The organism is Perlucidibaca piscinae DSM 21586 (assembly GCF_000420045.1).
Classification (GTDB): Bacteria; Pseudomonadota; Gammaproteobacteria; order Pseudomonadales; family Moraxellaceae; genus Perlucidibaca; species Perlucidibaca piscinae.
Window position 1 is genome coordinate 352328 of the sequence record NZ_ATUE01000005.1, and the last position, 15595, is coordinate 367922.

Annotated in this window: 13 protein-coding genes; 5 read left to right on the forward strand and 8 right to left on the reverse strand. The window is 64.4% G+C overall.

Annotated features, from left to right (window positions below; translation table 11 throughout):
• Positions 1-6 precede the first annotated feature (6 nt).
• Together F595_RS0101735 and F595_RS14785 are read right to left on the reverse strand one after the other, a co-directional pair.
• Positions 7-1941 carry an ATP-binding cassette domain-containing protein gene (locus F595_RS0101735; RefSeq protein ID WP_022955146.1) on the reverse strand — a complete coding sequence of 645 codons (1935 nt, stop codon included), beginning with the start codon at positions 1939-1941 and terminating at the stop codon, positions 7-9.
• Positions 1942-2037: 96 nt separating this feature from the next.
• Positions 2038-2883, reverse strand: a complete 846-nt coding sequence (locus F595_RS14785; RefSeq protein WP_156873762.1) for a transcriptional regulator — start codon at positions 2881-2883, stop codon at positions 2038-2040.
• Positions 2884-3070: 187 nt separating this feature from the next.
• Between F595_RS14785 and F595_RS0101745 the strand changes: the two genes are divergently transcribed.
• Complete coding sequence (locus F595_RS0101745) at positions 3071-3847, forward strand: FKBP-type peptidyl-prolyl cis-trans isomerase (RefSeq protein WP_022955147.1); 777 nt, start codon at positions 3071-3073, stop codon at positions 3845-3847.
• 98 nt (positions 3848-3945) lie between these two features.
• On the opposite strand, the gene F595_RS0101750 is transcribed toward F595_RS0101745, so the two are convergent.
• The 3 genes from F595_RS0101750 to F595_RS12255 are packed head-to-tail and all read right to left on the reverse strand — an operon-like array spanning position 3946 to position 8408.
• Positions 3946-4446: a disulfide bond formation protein B gene (locus F595_RS0101750; protein WP_228126938.1), complete on the reverse strand. Its 501-nt coding sequence runs from the start codon at positions 4444-4446 to the stop codon at positions 3946-3948.
• Positions 4447-4463: 17 nt separating this feature from the next.
• Complete coding sequence (gene gshA / locus F595_RS0101755) at positions 4464-6023, reverse strand: glutamate--cysteine ligase (protein WP_022955149.1); 1560 nt, start codon at positions 6021-6023, stop codon at positions 4464-4466.
• A 33-nt stretch (positions 6024-6056) separates the two neighbouring features.
• Positions 6057-8408 carry a Tex family protein gene (locus F595_RS12255; protein WP_022955150.1) on the reverse strand — a complete coding sequence of 784 codons (2352 nt, stop codon included), beginning with the start codon at positions 8406-8408 and terminating at the stop codon, positions 6057-6059.
• A 129-nt stretch (positions 8409-8537) separates the two neighbouring features.
• On the opposite strand from F595_RS12255, the gene ompR reads away from it, so the two are divergent.
• The gene (ompR, locus tag F595_RS0101765; protein ID WP_022955151.1) at positions 8538-9275 is read left to right on the forward strand and encodes an osmolarity response regulator transcription factor OmpR; all 738 of its coding nucleotides are present in this window, start codon (positions 8538-8540) and stop codon (positions 9273-9275) included.
• Complete coding sequence (locus tag F595_RS12260; protein WP_022955152.1) at positions 9272-10621, forward strand: ATP-binding protein; 1350 nt, start codon at positions 9272-9274, stop codon at positions 10619-10621. Before ompR ends, F595_RS12260 begins: the two co-directional genes overlap by 4 nt.
• An 18-nt stretch (positions 10622-10639) precedes the next feature.
• Here F595_RS12260 and hslO read toward each other — a convergent pair whose 3' ends face one another.
• A complete protein-coding gene (hslO, locus tag F595_RS0101775; protein WP_022955153.1) occupies positions 10640-11512 on the reverse strand; it encodes an Hsp33 family molecular chaperone HslO in 873 nt (290 codons plus the stop codon).
• A 148-nt stretch (positions 11513-11660) separates the two neighbouring features.
• Between hslO and F595_RS12265 the strand changes: the two genes are divergently transcribed.
• Entirely contained in the window at positions 11661-12737 is a 1077-nt protein-coding gene (locus F595_RS12265; RefSeq protein ID WP_022955154.1) for an OmpA family protein, read from the forward strand.
• A gap of 135 nt (positions 12738-12872) precedes the next feature.
• A complete protein-coding gene (typA, locus tag F595_RS0101785; RefSeq protein ID WP_022955155.1) occupies positions 12873-14705 on the forward strand; it encodes a translational GTPase TypA in 1833 nt (610 codons plus the stop codon).
• A gap of 139 nt (positions 14706-14844) precedes the next feature.
• On the opposite strand, the gene F595_RS0101790 is transcribed toward typA, so the two are convergent.
• On the reverse strand, positions 14845-15318 hold the full coding sequence (locus F595_RS0101790) for an acyl-CoA thioesterase (protein WP_022955156.1): 474 nt from the start codon (positions 15316-15318) through the stop codon (positions 14845-14847).
• Positions 15315-15593: an oxidative damage protection protein gene (locus tag F595_RS0101795; protein WP_022955157.1), complete on the reverse strand. Its 279-nt coding sequence runs from the start codon at positions 15591-15593 to the stop codon at positions 15315-15317. The genes F595_RS0101790 and F595_RS0101795 overlap by 4 nt, the downstream gene beginning before the upstream one ends.
• Positions 15594-15595: the final 2 nt, after the last annotated feature.

Here is a 15595-nt window from a genome sequence, read left to right on the forward strand (position 1 = left end):
CACGGCTCAGGCCTGCAGCGACTCCAGCTGCTCGGTCAGCGCCAGCCACTCGCTCTCGCACTCGGCCACAGCCGCAACCAGGCGTGCCTGCTCGGCCAGTGTCTCACGCAGCGCCTGCTGCTGACCGGCACCGTAAATCCCGGTATCAGCCAGCGTGGCAGTGATGCCTGCCAGCGCCTCCTGCAACGCCTGCAGCCGGCTCTCGGCCTTGGCAAGTGCCGACTGCGCCGCCCGCACATCCGCCGAACGCACCACCTTGCGCACGACGACCTGCGGCTCCGCAACCGGCGCTGGCGCCGGCTGCAGCTCACGGGCTGCCTCCTGGCGCACGGCTTCCTGACCTGCCACGGTCACCGCCTCGCGTGCCTTCTTCGCGCGCCATTGGCGCAACCACACCGCGTAGTCGTCAAGATCGCCATCGAAACGCTCGACACGGCCGTCGCTGACCAGCAGCAACTCGTCACACACCACGGACACCATGTGGCGATCGTGGGATACCAGCACGACAGCGCCCTCGAAGGCCTGCACGGCAACCAGCAAGGCATGACGCAGCGCGAGGTCGAGGTGGTTGGTGGGCTCGTCGAGCAGCAGCACATTGGGCTTCTGCCAGACGATCAGTGCCAGCGCCAGCCGTGCCTTCTCGCCGCCTGAAAAGGGAGCGATGCGGGCCGTGACACGATCACCGCCGAAACCGAAGCCGCCCAGAAAGCTGCGCAGCGTGAGCTCGTCGGTCTTCGGGCTCAGGCGCTGCAGCATCAGCAACGGCGTTGCCTCGACATCGAGATGATCGACCTGATGCTGGGCGAAATAGCCGATGCGCGTGTGCTCGCTGATCAGGCGGGTGCCCTGCAACAGCGGCAGCTCGCCCACCAGCGCCTTGACCAGGGTGGACTTGCCGGCACCATTCGGCCCCAGCAGGGCCATGCGTGCGCCCGGGTACAGACCCAGTGACACGCCGCGCAGCCAGGGTGTCCGGTCATAGCCGATGCAGGCGTCATCAAGCCGCATCAGCGGGCTGACCAGGCGATCCGGAGCGCGGAAGCGAATCTCCAGACCCGAATCAGCCTGCGCGGGCGCCGTCAGCGTCATGCGCTCGAGTGCCTTGAGGCGGCTCTGGGCCTGCCGGGCCTTGGTGGCCTTGGCGCGGAAGCGCTCGACGAAGGCCGTCAGGTGGGCAACCTGGGCCTGCTGCTTCTCGAACACCTGCTGCTGCTGGGCCAGACGCTCGGCACGGGTACGCTCGAAAGAGGAGTAGTTGCCCCGGTAATGGGTCAGCTCACCGCGCTCGATGTGCAGGACATGCTCCACCACCGCATCGAGAAAGTCCCGGTCATGCGACACCACCAGCAGCGTGCCGGGATAGGCGCGCAACCAGTCCTCCAGCCACAGGATGGCGTCGAGATCGAGGTGGTTGGTGGGCTCGTCAAGCAGCAGCAGGTCGGAGCGGCACATCAGCGTCTGCGCCAGGTTGATGCGCATGCGCCAGCCGCCCGAGAACTCGGCCACCGGACGCGACTGGTCGGCCTCGGCAAAGCCCAGGCCGGCCAGCATCTGCGCCGCACGTGAACGCGCGGTATAGCCGTCGATGGCCTCGTAACGGGCAAACAGCTCACCCATGACATGGCCATCCAGGGTATCGAGATGCTGAAGCTGCTGATCCAGGCTGCGCCATTCGGCATCGCCATCGAGCACGTACTCGATGGCTGGCTGATCCAGCGCCTCGACTTCCTGCGCCATGTGCGCCACCGTCCAGACACCGGGACGGCTGAGGTTGCCGGCATCCGCCTGGAGCTCCCGACGCAGCAAGGCAAACAGCGAGCTCTTGCCGCAGCCGTTGTTGCCGGTGAGGCCGACATGCCAGCCAGGGTGGATCATGAAACTGGCACGCTCGAACAGAGGACGACCACCACGCAACAGGCTCAACGCTTCAGCAACGATCATGACGCTCTCGGCTCGGGCCGCTATCGGATTGAAATGGCAGAAAGAACAACGGGCCTTTCGGCCCGTTGTTGGTGACGCATTCTACCCTAACGCGGATCAGGATGCGCTGGGCGTGGCAGCCGGTACTTCTGCAGCCGGTGCAGCGGCAGGCGTGGCAGCAGCCGGCTTGGCAGCGGCCGGCTTAGCGGCCGGCTTGGCAGCAGGTTTGGCGGTCGGCTTGGCCGTGGGCTTGGCGGTCGGCTTGGCTGTTGCCTTGGCAACCGGCTTGGCGGCAGCGGCTGGCTTGGCAGCAGCGGGCTTGGCGGCAGCAGCCGGTTTGGCAGCGGCCGGCTTCGCAGCAGCGGGCTTAGCGGCAGCGGGCTTCGCGGCAGCAGCCGGTTTGGCAGCGGCGGGCTTCGCGGCAGCGGCCGGCTTAGCGGCAGCGGGCTTCGCGGCAGCAGCCGGTTTGGCAGCGGCGGGCTTCGCAGCAGCCGGCTTGGCGGCAGCACGCTTGGCAGCAGGCTGTTCACCCTTGAGCTTGGCCTGCACATAGGCCTTGAGTTCGCTCTTCTGCTGCAGCGTCGCAATAGCCTTGCGGGCCTGTTCGTAGTCCTTCTTGCACGCGGTCACGGCAGCCTTGGCTTCGACCTGGGCCTGACGTGCGCGATCCTTGATGTGCTTGACCAGCTCCTTGTCGCCCGCAGCCTTCTGCACCTGCTGCTCGAACTTGACCTGGACTTCCTTGTAGCTGGCCTCGGCACGATCCACCAGCTTGCGGGCTGCCTCGAGGTACTGCTCGGCTTCCTGCTGGGCCTTGTCAACCACCTTCTGGATCTGCTCGCGCAGCTTGGCAGCCTGCTTCTCGACATCGGACTTGAGCTTGTTCATCTTGATCTCGGCGGCACTCGCTGCTTCAGCAGCCTTGGCCTTGACGGGCGTTGCTTTCTTCTTTGCAGCGGGCATGGAGATTTTCCTCTCAAAGTTGTAGCCAAGCTCAACATAATCGACGACTTACAAAAAAGCGAGCAAATCAAGGCGTGTTTTTCAGGCATTTTATCGGTTGTCATCCACTCGGCAGACAAGGGTGGCACCCGTCATCAAAATCCCTTTATGCTCGGATCGTTTTGCACACCACTTGCCGGGGAATTTCATGCGTCGTCTCGCCCTTACGGTTGCTCTCGCCAGCGCCAGCCTTCTTTCAACCCAGGCCATCGCCGCCGAGGCACCTGCCGCCGCCGTCGAGAAGCCGGCACTGGCCCCCAATGCCGGCAAGAAGCCGGTAACCGATCGCGAACAGTTCGCCTACAGCATCGGCTACATGAATGGTCAGGGCAGTGCGGAGCAGATTCCCGACCTCGACGTGGAAACCTTCGTGCGCGGCTTCCGTGATGCCCTGGCACTCAAGGAAAGTCTGCTCAGCGCACCGGAGCGCACCACCGCCATCAACCGCTACAAGGAACAGCGTCTGGCCCAGATGCAGGCCGACATGGCGAAGGCTGCCAAGGAGAACGCCCAGCTGGGCGCCGAGTTCTTCGCCCGCAACGCCAAGGCGGAAGGCATCACGACCACGGCATCCGGCCTGCAGTATCGCGAATTGACACGCGGCACCGGCGCCAAGCCCAAGGTCACCGACACTGTCAAGGTTCACTACGAGGGAACCTTTCTGGATGGCTCGGTATTCGACAGCTCCTACAACCGTGGCGAGCCGGCCGTGTTCCAGCTTGACCAGGTGCTGGAAGGCTGGACTGAGGGCCTGCAGCTGATGCCGGTGGGCTCCACCTTCGAGCTGTTCCTGCCTTCCGAGCTGGGCTATGGCGAAGCTGGCGCCGGTCCGATTCCGCCGAACGCTCCGCTGAAGTTCAAGGTCGAGCTGCTCGGCATCGAGAAAGGCAAGGCTCCGGCTGCCAAGAAGTCCCGCAAGAAGTAAGCCGGACTGGCGACATGAAAAGGGGGATGCATGGCATCCCCCTTTTCTTTAGCGCTGATCCACGCGCGGGTCGTGCAGCGCGCGATGTCGGCAGCGGCTCAGGCACGCATTCTGAGCATCTGCCAGAACGACACCAGCAGCAGCCCGCTGAAGGTGACCAGGGTCCAGCCTGGCAGGCTGATGCCCAGCCAGGCGGCATCCACCACGGCGCACTCGCCGGAACCCTGGAAGACCTGCACCATCACGTCACGCAACGGCAGGGCATCCAGCCAGTAATCCAGACCCGGTCCGCAGGATGGCACCTGGTCAGCGGGCAGATGCTGCAGCCAGACATGCCGACCCGCCACCACCACACCGGCGAGGGAGGCCAGCACCAGGCCCAGCGCATAGATGCGACGCCCTGTCGCAGACGGATTGTGCAGCGCCGCCAGCGCCGCGATGACACCTGTCGAGATCATGGCAACACGCTGGAACACGCACAGCGGACACGGCTCCAGGCCGAGACCATGCTGCAGATAGAGTGCGAAGGCCATGGCGAAGGCCGAGGCAAGCGCAATCGCGGCAAAGACCTGACGCGAGGACAACATGGGCAACCGCATGACCTGCTCCATCGGCCTCATGGCCGGAAATAGTCCGCAAGAAACTGCGCAAAGGGCTCCTGCGGCTCGGCTTCGAGACGTTGCTGATCGCGCAGGGACTGACGCGCCATGTCCATGAGCTGGTCATGACGCACGTCCGGCAAGGGACGCTCAAGGAAGGCCGCACGTGTACGATCGGCACAGGACTGGGCAAACTCGAAGAAGCAGCCGCGATAGTCACGCAGGCTGCGCAGCACCATGGCGGAGCCTGTCATTTCCGGCTTCTGCAGCTTCTGGATCTGCAAGGCCAGCGCGCTGCTGTAGGCCTGGGTGACATGCACGGCATCAAGCAGCTCGGCCACCGGCAGCAGTTCGGCCATGAGGCGTGCCGCCAGATCACGGAACGCCTGCGGACCGTCAGCGGTCTCCAGCGCCAGGCCGGGGTCACGACCGGCATTGACCATGGCCTGCTGGTTGCGCGGCAGACGCGCCACCTCGACCTCGTCGAAGGCCGGCGAGTCACTGAGCAGGCAGTGCAGGGCAAACACTTCGAGGAAGTGCGCGCTGTCGCGACTGATGCCCAGCGGTTCGAACGGATCCAGATCCACGCAGCGCAGCTCGACATACTCGACGCCACGGCGACGCAGGGCCTGTGTCGGCCTCTCCTGCGGGCGCGTGGTGCGCTTGGGTCGAATCAGGCCGTAGTACTCGTTCTCGATCTGCAGGATGTTGGCATTGATCTGCTGATAGACACCGTCACGCTTCACACCGATGGCCTCATACGGGGCGAAGGGGGTTCGTATGGCGCGATCCAGATCAGTGACGTACTCATCCAGCGTGTTGCAGGACACCTTGAGATCGGACTGTGCATCGTTCTGGTAGCCCAGCGAGCTCATGCGCAGCGAGGTGGCATCCGGCATGTACAGCGTGCCCGAGGGCAGGCGCTGCAATCCGTGCTCGCGCCCCTCCAGGAAGCTGCCGCAGACGGCAGGGCTGGCACCGAGCAGGAACAGCAGCAGCCAGCTGTTACGCTGGAAGTTGCGAACCAGACCCATGCTGCGCTCCGAGATGAACACCGACAGCGGACCCGCATCGCCGACCTGCTCCTGCCAGGCGCGCCAGAACGGCTCCGGGAAGGACAGGTTGTAATGAATGCCGGCGATGGTCTGCATGCGGCGACCGTAGCGCAGGCCGAGTCCGTGCCGGTACAGCGTCTTCATGCGCCCGATGTTCGACGTGCCGTACTGGGCCAGCGGAATGTTCTGGTCCGGACCCAGCTTGCAGGGCATGGAATTGACCCAGAGACGCTCGCTGCCGATGTGGGCATAGACGTAGCGATGCAGGTCATCGAGCCAGCCCAGGGCGCCGGCAATGCTGTCGCAGGGCGGCGTGATCAGCTCGATCAGGGCTTCGGAGTAGTCGGTGGTGATGTGCGGATGGGTCAGGGTGGAGCCCAGCGCCGCCGGATGCGGCAGCTGCGACAGCCAGCCATCCTCCTGCACGCGCAGAGCCTCCTTCTCGAGACCGCGACGCATGCCCTGCAGGCAGGTCGGATCCTCGCCCAGCCAGGCCAGTGCCCGTGCCAGTTCAGCGTGCATGCCGCGCTCCTGCCGGTAACGGCCATCCGGTGTTCATGACGAGACTCCCGCCTTGCGCAACAGGTCACCCAGCGTACCAGAGCGCGCCGGCGCCGGTGCAGCTGCCGGGCGCGGGTTGCGCGCGGACTGGCTGGCGGCCGGCTGACGCGCACGCCCGTCACGCGCCGCGCCCGCGTCACGACCGCCATCGCGACGGCTGTCTGCCGGGGTGTCGGCAAGACGGCAGGACAGCGCAATGCGCTTGCGCGGCACGTCCACCTCGATGACCTTGACCTTGACGATGTCTCCGGCCTTGACCGCTTCGTGGGCATCCTTGATGAAACGATCGGAGAGCACGGAAATGTGCACCAGCCCGTCCTGGTGCACACCGATGTCGACGAAGGCGCCAAACGCGGTGACGTTGGTGACCACGCCCTCGAGAATCATGCCGGGCACCAGATCCTTGATCTCAGTCACGCTGTCGTCAAAGACCGCTGCCTTGAACTCGGGACGCGGGTCGCGACCCGGCTTGTCGAGCTCGCGCAGGATGTCATTGACGGTGATCAGTCCGAAACGCTCATCGACATAGCGCTCGGCATTGACCGCGCGCAGGAAGCGGCTGTCGCCCATGACGCCGGCCACGGTGCGGCCGCTGTCGACAAGCAGGCGTTCGACCAGCGGATAGGCCTCGGGGTGCACGGCCGAGGCATCCAGCGGATTGCTGCCGCCGTTGATGCGCAGGAAGCCCGCTGCCTGCTCGAAGGTGCGCTCGCCCAGACGAGGCACCTGCTTCAGCGCCTCGCGACTGGCAAAGACACCGTGCTGATCACGGAAGCTGACGATGTTCTGCGCGATGGTGCCGTTGAGACCGGCAATGCGCGCGAGCAGCGCGGCTGATGCCGTGTTGACGTCGACACCGACGGCGTTGACGCAGTCCTCGACCACGGCGTCGAGCATGCGCGCGAGACGGATCTGGTTGACATCGTGCTGGTACTGGCCGACGCCGATGGCCTTGGGCTCGATCTTGACCAGCTCGGCCAGCGGATCCTGCAGGCGGCGAGCAATCGACACGGCACCTCGGAAGGTGACGTCAAGATCCGGGAATTCGCGGGCAGCCAGCTCGGACGCCGAATATACCGAGGCACCAGCCTCGCTGACCACGATCTTGGTCAGCTTCAGCTCGGGATGCTTTTTCATCAGCTCGCCGGCGAGCTTGTCGGTTTCGCGCGAGGCGGTGCCGTTGCCGATGGCGATGAGCTCGACGCCATGCTGCTGGCACAGCTTCGCCAGCGTGTGCAGCGAGCCATCCCAGTCCTTGCGCGGCTCGTGCGGGAAGATGGTGGTGTTGGCAACCAGCTTGCCGGTGCCATCGACGACGGCCACCTTGACGCCGGTACGCAGACCGGGATCCAGCCCCAGGGTCGGGCGCAAGCCGGCCGGCGCAGCCATCAGCAGATCCTTGAGATTGCGCGCGAACACGCGGATGGCCTCTTCCTCGGCGCGACTGCGCAGATCACCCAGCAGCTCGGTTTCCAGATGCGTCAACAGCTTCACGCGCCAGGTCCAGCGCACCACTTCACGCAGCCAGGCATCGGCCGGGCGCCCGAGATCCTGGATGCCGGCATGGCTGGCAATCAGCGCCTCGGCCGGATGACTGCCGGCCTCGGCATCGGGCAGGATCAGGCTGAGTGACAGCACGCCTTCGTTGCGCCCGCGAAACATGGCCAGGGCACGATGCGACGGGGTGGTGGCGAGCTTTTCGTCATGCTCGAAATAGTCGCGGAACTTGGCACCCGCCTGCTCCTGACCGGTCACCAGACGCGCGCTCAGGTGGGCGCGCTCACGCAGATACTCCCGTATCGTGGCCAGCAGATCGGCCTGCTCGGCAAAGCGCTCCATGAGAATGTGGCGCGCGCCCTCGAGCACGCTCTTCACATCGGGATAGGCCACGCCGCCCTCGGCAGCCACCGGGACCAGATACGCCTCTGCCTCCTGCTCGGGACTGAGCAGCGGGTTCTGCAGCAGGGCGTCGGCGAGCGGGAGCAGGCCGGCGGCAATGGCCTGCTGGCCCTTGGTCACGCGCTTGGGCTTGTAGGGCAGGTAGAGATCCTCGAGACGCGCCTTGGCATCGGCAGCCTGCAGCTGCGCCAGCAGCACCGGCGTCATCTTGCCCTGCTCGCTGATGCTCTTGATGATGGTCTCGCGACGCTCGTTGAGCTCACGCAAGTAAAGCAGTCGCTCCTCCAGCGTACGCAGCTGGGTGTCGTCCAGTGCCCCGGTGACCTCCTTGCGGTAACGCGCGATGAAGGGCACGGTGGCGCCGCCATCGAGCAGGGCGATGGTGGCTTCCACCTGTTCCGGGCGGACGCCCAGCTCGAGGGCGATTTGCGTGGCGAGATTGGCCATGGAGATTCAACTCACGTAAAACCGGGAAAACGCACGACAACCGTCGTACTGACATGCGGCCGGATTCTGCCATATTCAATCCGTCAACAGCTGCTACACTGCCGGCACGTCCGGAATTCAGGGGGAGAGATGGAGCCTGGTGCCGCCTCGGAACAGCAGAAGGTGCTGGTGGTCGACGACGACGTGCGTCTGCGCAATCTGCTGCAACGCTACCTGGAAGAGCAGGGCTACAGCGTGCGCACCGTCGCTGATGCCGTGCAGATGGACCGCCTGCTGGCGCGCGAGATCTTCGCCCTGATCGTGCTCGACTTCATGCTGCCCGGCGAGGATGGCCTGGCCATCTGCCGCCGCCTGCGCGGCAGCGGCAACAACACCCCCATCATCATGCTCACCGCACGTGGCGCCGACAGTGACCGCATCTCCGGGCTGGAAGCCGGTGCCGACGACTACCTGCCCAAGCCGTTCAATCCGCAGGAGCTGCTGGCACGCATGAAGGCCGTGCTGCGCCGCCAGGCGCGCGAGCTGCCGGGTGCACCGGCGCAAGTCAGCGAGATCATCCAGTTCGGTGCCTGGACCCTGGATCTGTCTACTCGGCAACTCACTCGTGATGGCGAGTCCGTCAACCTAACCTCCGGCGAATTCGCGGTGCTCAAGGCACTGGTGCAGCACCCGCGCGAGCCGCTGACGCGTGACAAGCTCATGGTGCTGGCGCGAGGCCGCGAATGGGGCGCCATGGAACGCTCCATCGACGTTCAGGTGTCGCGTCTGCGCCGCCTGATCGAGACCAATCCGTCCCAGGCACGCTACATCCAGACTGTCTGGGGTGTGGGCTACGTGTTCGTGCCCGACGAGGCGACAGCGCCATGACCATGGCCGCGCGCGGTCCCAAGCGCGGCGTGCTGCAATGGCTGAAGCCACGCTCCAGCGTCATGCGCACCACGCTGGTCATCGGCATCGTGGTGCTGGTCAGCCAGTTCCTGTCCATCGCCTTCTTCTGGCAGAACCTGCATCTGCCCGAGATCCGCCAGCATGCGCACAGCTCGGCACTCAAGCTGGACATCCTGCGCACGGCAGAGCGCCTGCAACGACCCGGCATCGAGGTGGATGCCGATCTGCGCACCTTCGGCAACCTCGAGGTCATTCGCGATCCGCGCCGCTTCCCCAAGACACGTCCGAAATGGTTCGCGGAAATCTTCACCGACCGCTTCGCGGAGCAGCTTGAGCACGAGCTCGGGGTGGCCACGCCGGTCTACTTCGAATTCAAGCCGGTGCCGCGCCTGTGGATCAAGGCCCCGACCCGCGAGCCTGCATGGGTCGTGGAGGAGCTCAGCTTCATCCAGCAATACAGCCCGATCATCATCGTAGGCTGGGTGCTCGGCGTGCCGCTGCTGTCACTGGTCGCCATCGTCATCCTGGCGCGTCAGCTCAATCGTCCGCTCAAGCGCCTGCAGCTGGCTGCCATCCGGGTCGGACGCGGCCTGCACAGCACCCAGCTCGAGGAATACAGCGGGCCCAGCGAGATTCGCGCCGTCAACCGCGCCTTCAATCACATGACCGACCAGATCCGAGCCACCGAGCGTGAGCGCACCCTGATGCTGGCCGGCATCTCGCATGACCTGCGCACGCCGCTGACACGCATGCGGCTGGCGGCCGAGATGACCTCGGACAGGGCACTGGCCGATGACCTGGTCGCCGACATCGCCGACATGGATGCCATCCTCGACCAGTTCATCGCCTTCATGCGTGACGGTTCTGAAGAGCCGCGCGAGCTGATCGACCTGAATGCCCTGATCCATGAAGTCGCACACCAGTTTCACGGCATGCTGGACGTGCACTGCAACACCACGGATCTGCCCAGGCTGTCACTGCGGCGCGTGGCCTTCAAGCGCCTGCTCGCCAACCTGCTGCAGAATGCCATGCGCTACGGTGCCGGGCCTGTCGAACTGGGCACGACGCTGGAAAGCGGTCAGGTCCTGCTGAGCTGTCGCGATCATGGTCCCGGCATAGATCTGTCACGCGCACACGAACTGCTGGAGCCGTTCCGGCGCGGTGAAGAGGCGCGCACCACCCAAGGTTCCGGTCTTGGCCTGGCGATCGTTGCGCGCATCGTGCGCCAGCATCATGGCCGCCTTAGTCTCGACAACCATCCGGAGGGCGGACTGGTCGTGAGCATACGGCTGCCCGCTCCCAGCCGGCGCCTCTTCAATCGCTGAGCGGCGACGCCAGCACACTCATTGCAGGCTGTCGCTGCCGGGGCTGCCGTCATGGCGCAGCAGCTGCTCTATGTCGATGCGGTCAAACGGATAGCGCTGCAGACAGAACTGGCAACGCACCTCGATCAGGCCGCTCTGCTCGTCGAGCAGCTGCTTCAGCTCGTCTTCGGCAATGGCGCGCAACGCGTTCTCGCTGCGCGCTCGCGAGCAGCTGCAGACAAACGCCAGTGCTTGCTCGGCCAGCAACTGCACCGTCTCTTCATGGAAAAGGCGATACAGCACCGACTCGGCGTCCAGGCTCAGCATTTCACTGGCGGACAGCGTGGCTGCCAAGTTGCGTACCCGCGGCCAGAGATCCGCGTCATCGCCCTGATCATGTCCGGGCAATACCTGCAGCATGAGTCCGCCAGCGCGCTCGCCGTCGGCAAACAAGTGGAACTCCGTGGGCAGCTGCTCGGACTGGGCAAAGTAGTGCCCCAGCGCCTCGGCCAGTGACGCCCCCTCCAGTGGCACGATGCCCTGGTAGCGCTGTCCGTCTTCCGGATCAATGGTGAGCAGCAATCGCCCCTGCCCGACCATCGCCAGCCAGCCGTCGTCCGGAACCGGATCGTCACCATGACTGGCCATGGCACGCACCTCGCCGCGATGGTTGCACTCCGCCATCACCAGATTCACAGGACCGTCACCTTCGATCTGCAGGATCAGGCTGCCTTCGAGCTTGAGCATGGCTGCCATCAGCACCACCGCCGACATCGCCTGCCCGAGCAGGGTGCGAACCGGCAGCGGATAATCGTGCCGATCCGTGACGGCATGACAGAGTGTTTGCAGCTGGCAGATCTCGCCACGTACCGGGCTCTGGGCAAAGTCAAAACGCAGCAGAATGTCGCTCATCGGGGAAGTCTCGGCTGGGATATCTCTGGTGTCACAGATGTGACAAACTGTTACGGCATGTGGGATTATCTTCCAGCCTAACGGTGTTGGACACCGTTTCCATGCTTGGAAAGCAATTAGCAACTCATCAAAAGAAGGACTTGAGACTATGAAACTGACTCGCCTTGCCGTTGCCACCGTGCTGGCCACTGCCGCCATGGCCGCCAATGCTGAAATCACCATCAGCCCGATGGTCGGCTACCAGTGGTACGACTCCAACACCAACCCGGCTGGTCTGGATGACGGAATCGAACTGGACAATGACCTGACCTACTCGCTGGCCCTGGGCTACCGCGTGACCCCGAACGTCGGCCTGGAACTGCGCTACGGTCAGGGTCGCACCGAAGTGGATGATGATCCCACCACCAGCGGCGTCAATGTCCGTGCCGAAACCGCCACCCTCGACACCTACTACCGTTTCAATGCCGACGGCATGCTCCAGCCCTACGTGCTGGTCGGTGGCGGTCTGCAGCGCTACACCGCTGACAATCGTGCTGTCACCAACTCCAAGGGCTGGATCGAACAGACCATCGCCAATGCCGCCCTGGGTGCCTTCGTTCAGCTGACCGACAACATCGCTCTGCGTGCCGAAGCTCGTGCCGTGCAGAACCTGCAGGAAAGTAACACCGACGGCATCGCCTCGGTCGGCCTTCTGGTCGGCTTCGGTGGTTCCAAGGCCGCTGCCGTGGCTCCGGTTGCTCCGGCTGCCACCGATGGCGATGACGACAAGGATGGCGTCCTGAACAGTGTCGACAAGTGCCCGGGCACCCCGAGCACCCTGGTGGTCGATGCCGACGGTTGCCCGAAGGTCCTGACCGAAACCGTGTCCAAGGAAATCCGCGTGCTGTTCGACACCAACAAGTCGACCATCAAGTCCCAGTACGACGCTGACATCGAAGCAGTCGCCAAGCTGATGACCGATTACCCGACCGCCAAGGTCGAGATCCAGGGCCACACCGACTCCCGTGGTTCGGCTGACTACAACCAGAAGCTCAGCGAATCGCGCGCTGCTGCCGTGGTCAAGGTGCTGACCGACAAGTACGGCATTGCCGCTGACCGCATCAGCTCGGTGGGCTACGGTGCTGCCCAGCCGGTCGCCGACAACAAGACCGTCGAAGGCCGCGCCCAGAACCGTCGCACCATGGCTGTTGCCGCTGGCGAAGTGAAGGTCACCGTCAAGAAGTAATTCCTGACTGACCTGCTGCACCAGAAAGGCCGCTCGAAAGAGCGGCCTTTTTGTTTTCTACGCAATACAAGACCTGTCACGCAGTCTCGGGTATACTTTGCGCCCAAATTTTGACCGCTGCGCCGAGACCCTATCGTGTCCATCAAGCAAATCCGCAACATCGCCATCATCGCCCACGTCGACCATGGCAAGACCACCCTCGTCGACAAGCTGCTGCAACAGTCCGGCACCCTGGGCGATCGCGCCGGTGAAATCGAACGCGTGATGGACTCCAACGATCTGGAAAAGGAACGCGGCATCACCATTCTCGCGAAGAACACGGCCATCCGCTGGACCGATCCGCGTGACAACCAGGAATACCGCATCAACATCGTCGACACCCCGGGCCACGCCGACTTCGGCGGCGAAGTCGAGCGCGTGCTGTCCATGGTCGACTGCGTCTGCCTGCTGGTCGACTCGGTCGACGGCCCGATGCCGCAGACCCGCTTCGTAACCATGAAGGCCTTCGCCCGCGGCCTCAAGCCCATTGTCGTGCTGAACAAGGTCGACCGTCCGAGCGCGCGTCCGCACTGGGTCATGGACCAGGTCTTCGAGCTTTTCGACAACCTCGGAGCCACCGACGAGCAGCTGGACTTCCCGGTGGTCTACGCCTCCGGCCTGAACGGCATCTCCGGCTACGAAGCCGACAAGCTCGGCACCGACATGACCGCGCTGTTCCAGACCATCATCGACCGCGTCAACCCGCCGGCCGTGGACAGCGACGGCCCGTTCCAGATGCAGATCTCCTCGCTGGACTACAACAGCTACGTCGGCGTCATCGGCGTCGGCCGCATCACCCGCGGCAAGGTCAAGACCAACACCCAGGTCACCATCGTCGACAGCGAAGGCAAGAAGCGCAACGGCCGCATCCTGCAGATCATGGGCTACCACGGCCTCAACCGCGTGGAAGTGCAGGAAGCCGAAGCCGGCGACATCGTCTGCGTCACCGGCATGGAAGGCCTCGGCATCTCCGATACCCTGTGCGACCCGTCCTGCGTCGAGGCCCTGCCGCTGCTGACCGTTGACGAGCCGACCGTGAGCATGACCTTCCAGGTCAACAACTCCCCGTTTGCCGGCAAGGAAGGCAAGTACGTCACCTCGCGCAACATCAAGGATCGTCTCGAGAAGGAACTGATCCACAACGTGGCGCTGCGCGTCGAGCCGACCGACAGCCCTGACCGCTTCAAGGTTTCCGGCCGTGGCGAGCTGCACCTCTCGGTGCTGATCGAGAACATGCGCCGCGAAGGCTTCGAGATGGGCGTGTCGCGTCCGGAAGTGATCTTCAAGGAAGTCGATGGCGAGAAGTGCGAACCGTTCGAAAACGTCATCTTCGACGTGGAAGAACAGCACCAGGGCGGCGTCATGGAGCAGATGGGCTACCGCAAGGGCGACATGACCAACATGGTGCTCGACGGCAAGGGCCGCATCCGCATCGAGGCCACCGTGCCCTCGCGCGGCCTGATCGGCTTCCGCTCCGAGTTCCTGACCATGACCTCGGGCACCGGCATCATGACCTCGAGCTTCTCGCATTACGGTCCGGTGAAGTCGGGTGAAGTCGCCAAGCGCCAGAACGGCGTGCTGATCTCGATGGTGCAGGGCACTGCCCTGGGCTACGCGCTGTTCAACCTGCAGGAGCGCGGCCGTCTCTTCATCGGCCCGCAGACCGAGGTCTACGAAGGCATGATCATCGGCATCAACGCCCGCGGCGACGACATGGTGGTCAACCCGACCAAGGCCAAGCAGCTGACCAACATCCGCGCATCGGGCACGGACGAGAACATCGTGCTGACCCCGGCCATCCGCTACACGCTGGAGCAGGCCCTGGAGTTCATCGAGGACGACGAGCTGGTCGAAGTCACGCCGCAGTCGATCCGCATCCGCAAGAAGCACCTGACCGAGAACGACCGCAAGCGCGCCAGCCGCAACTGAGCGCGTCCTGCCGCCACTGACGCCGTGTCAGTGGCCACCGACGGGGGACTGTTTTCGTCGGGCGTGATCGCCCGCCGATAAACAGGTCCCCCGTCGGCGCATTCGGAAGCTGATTCTGCTCCGACAGGCGGCGGTGCGATTACGGCACCAGTCTCAGCAGCTCCCGGCGGAACCAGTCCGGCATGGCCACGGGGCGTCCGCTCTGCGGGCTGACGCAGACCGTGAGCGTGCGGGCCTCGGCGGCGACACGCTGCTGCGCCTCGCTGAACAGGCTGTAGTGGAAGACGATGCGCTCGCGCTCGTCGATTTCCGCGCGCACGCCAATATGCAGGGTGTCGGGATAGATCACCGGCGCCTTGTAGCGGCAATAGGCATCGGCGATGACCATGCCGATGCCCTCCTCGAACAGGCGCGGAAAGATGCCCAGCGTCTCCATCACCCCGATGCGCGTATCTTCGAGATACTGGAAATAGACCACGTTGTTGACGTGACCCAGGGCATCCATGTCACCCCAGCTGACCTTGACCGGATGCACCATGGGGTGGGAAGCGGCCAGTTCGACCAGCGACGATGGACCGCGCGGACGTTCGGCGACAGCCGTCGTGGCGCTCATGATGCCGGCTTCTCCGGTACCCAGCCCTTGGGACGCTCGTAGTCGTCACCACTGAGGAACTTCTCCAGCTGCTCGTCCAGGAAGGCGCGCGCCTGCGGGTCGAGCACGTTCAGGCGGTTCTCGTTGATCAGCATGGTCTGGTGACGCAGCCACTGCAGCCAGGCCTCCTTGGAGACCGTGTTGAACAGCACCTGGCCCTTTTCGCCGGGAAACGGGGCGAAGGCCATGCCTTCCAGTTCCTGCTTGAGCTTGCGGCAGAACACGGTACGCGTCATGT

Coding starts and splice junctions, on each gene's coding strand:
- F595_RS0101735 (WP_022955146.1), bottom strand. CDS start 1,941: ATGATCGTTGCTGAAGCGTTGAGCCTGTTGCGTGGTGGTCGTCCTCTG.
- F595_RS14785 (WP_156873762.1), bottom strand. CDS start 2,883: ATGCCCGCTGCAAAGAAGAAAGCAACGCCCGTCAAGGCCAAGGCTGCT.
- F595_RS0101745 (WP_022955147.1), top strand. CDS start 3,071: ATGCGTCGTCTCGCCCTTACGGTTGCTCTCGCCAGCGCCAGCCTTCTT.
- F595_RS0101750 (WP_228126938.1), bottom strand. CDS start 4,446: ATGCGGTTGCCCATGTTGTCCTCGCGTCAGGTCTTTGCCGCGATTGCG.
- gshA (WP_022955149.1), bottom strand. CDS start 6,023: ATGCACGCTGAACTGGCACGGGCACTGGCCTGGCTGGGCGAGGATCCG.
- F595_RS12255 (WP_022955150.1), bottom strand. CDS start 8,408: ATGGCCAATCTCGCCACGCAAATCGCCCTCGAGCTGGGCGTCCGCCCG.
- ompR (WP_022955151.1), top strand. CDS start 8,538: ATGGAGCCTGGTGCCGCCTCGGAACAGCAGAAGGTGCTGGTGGTCGAC.
- F595_RS12260 (WP_022955152.1), top strand. CDS start 9,272: ATGACCATGGCCGCGCGCGGTCCCAAGCGCGGCGTGCTGCAATGGCTG.
- hslO (WP_022955153.1), bottom strand. CDS start 11,512: ATGAGCGACATTCTGCTGCGTTTTGACTTTGCCCAGAGCCCGGTACGT.
- F595_RS12265 (WP_022955154.1), top strand. CDS start 11,661: ATGAAACTGACTCGCCTTGCCGTTGCCACCGTGCTGGCCACTGCCGCC.
- F595_RS0101790 (WP_022955156.1), bottom strand. CDS start 15,318: ATGAGCGCCACGACGGCTGTCGCCGAACGTCCGCGCGGTCCATCGTCG.
- F595_RS0101795 (WP_022955157.1), bottom strand. CDS start 15,593: ATGACGCGTACCGTGTTCTGCCGCAAGCTCAAGCAGGAACTGGAAGGC.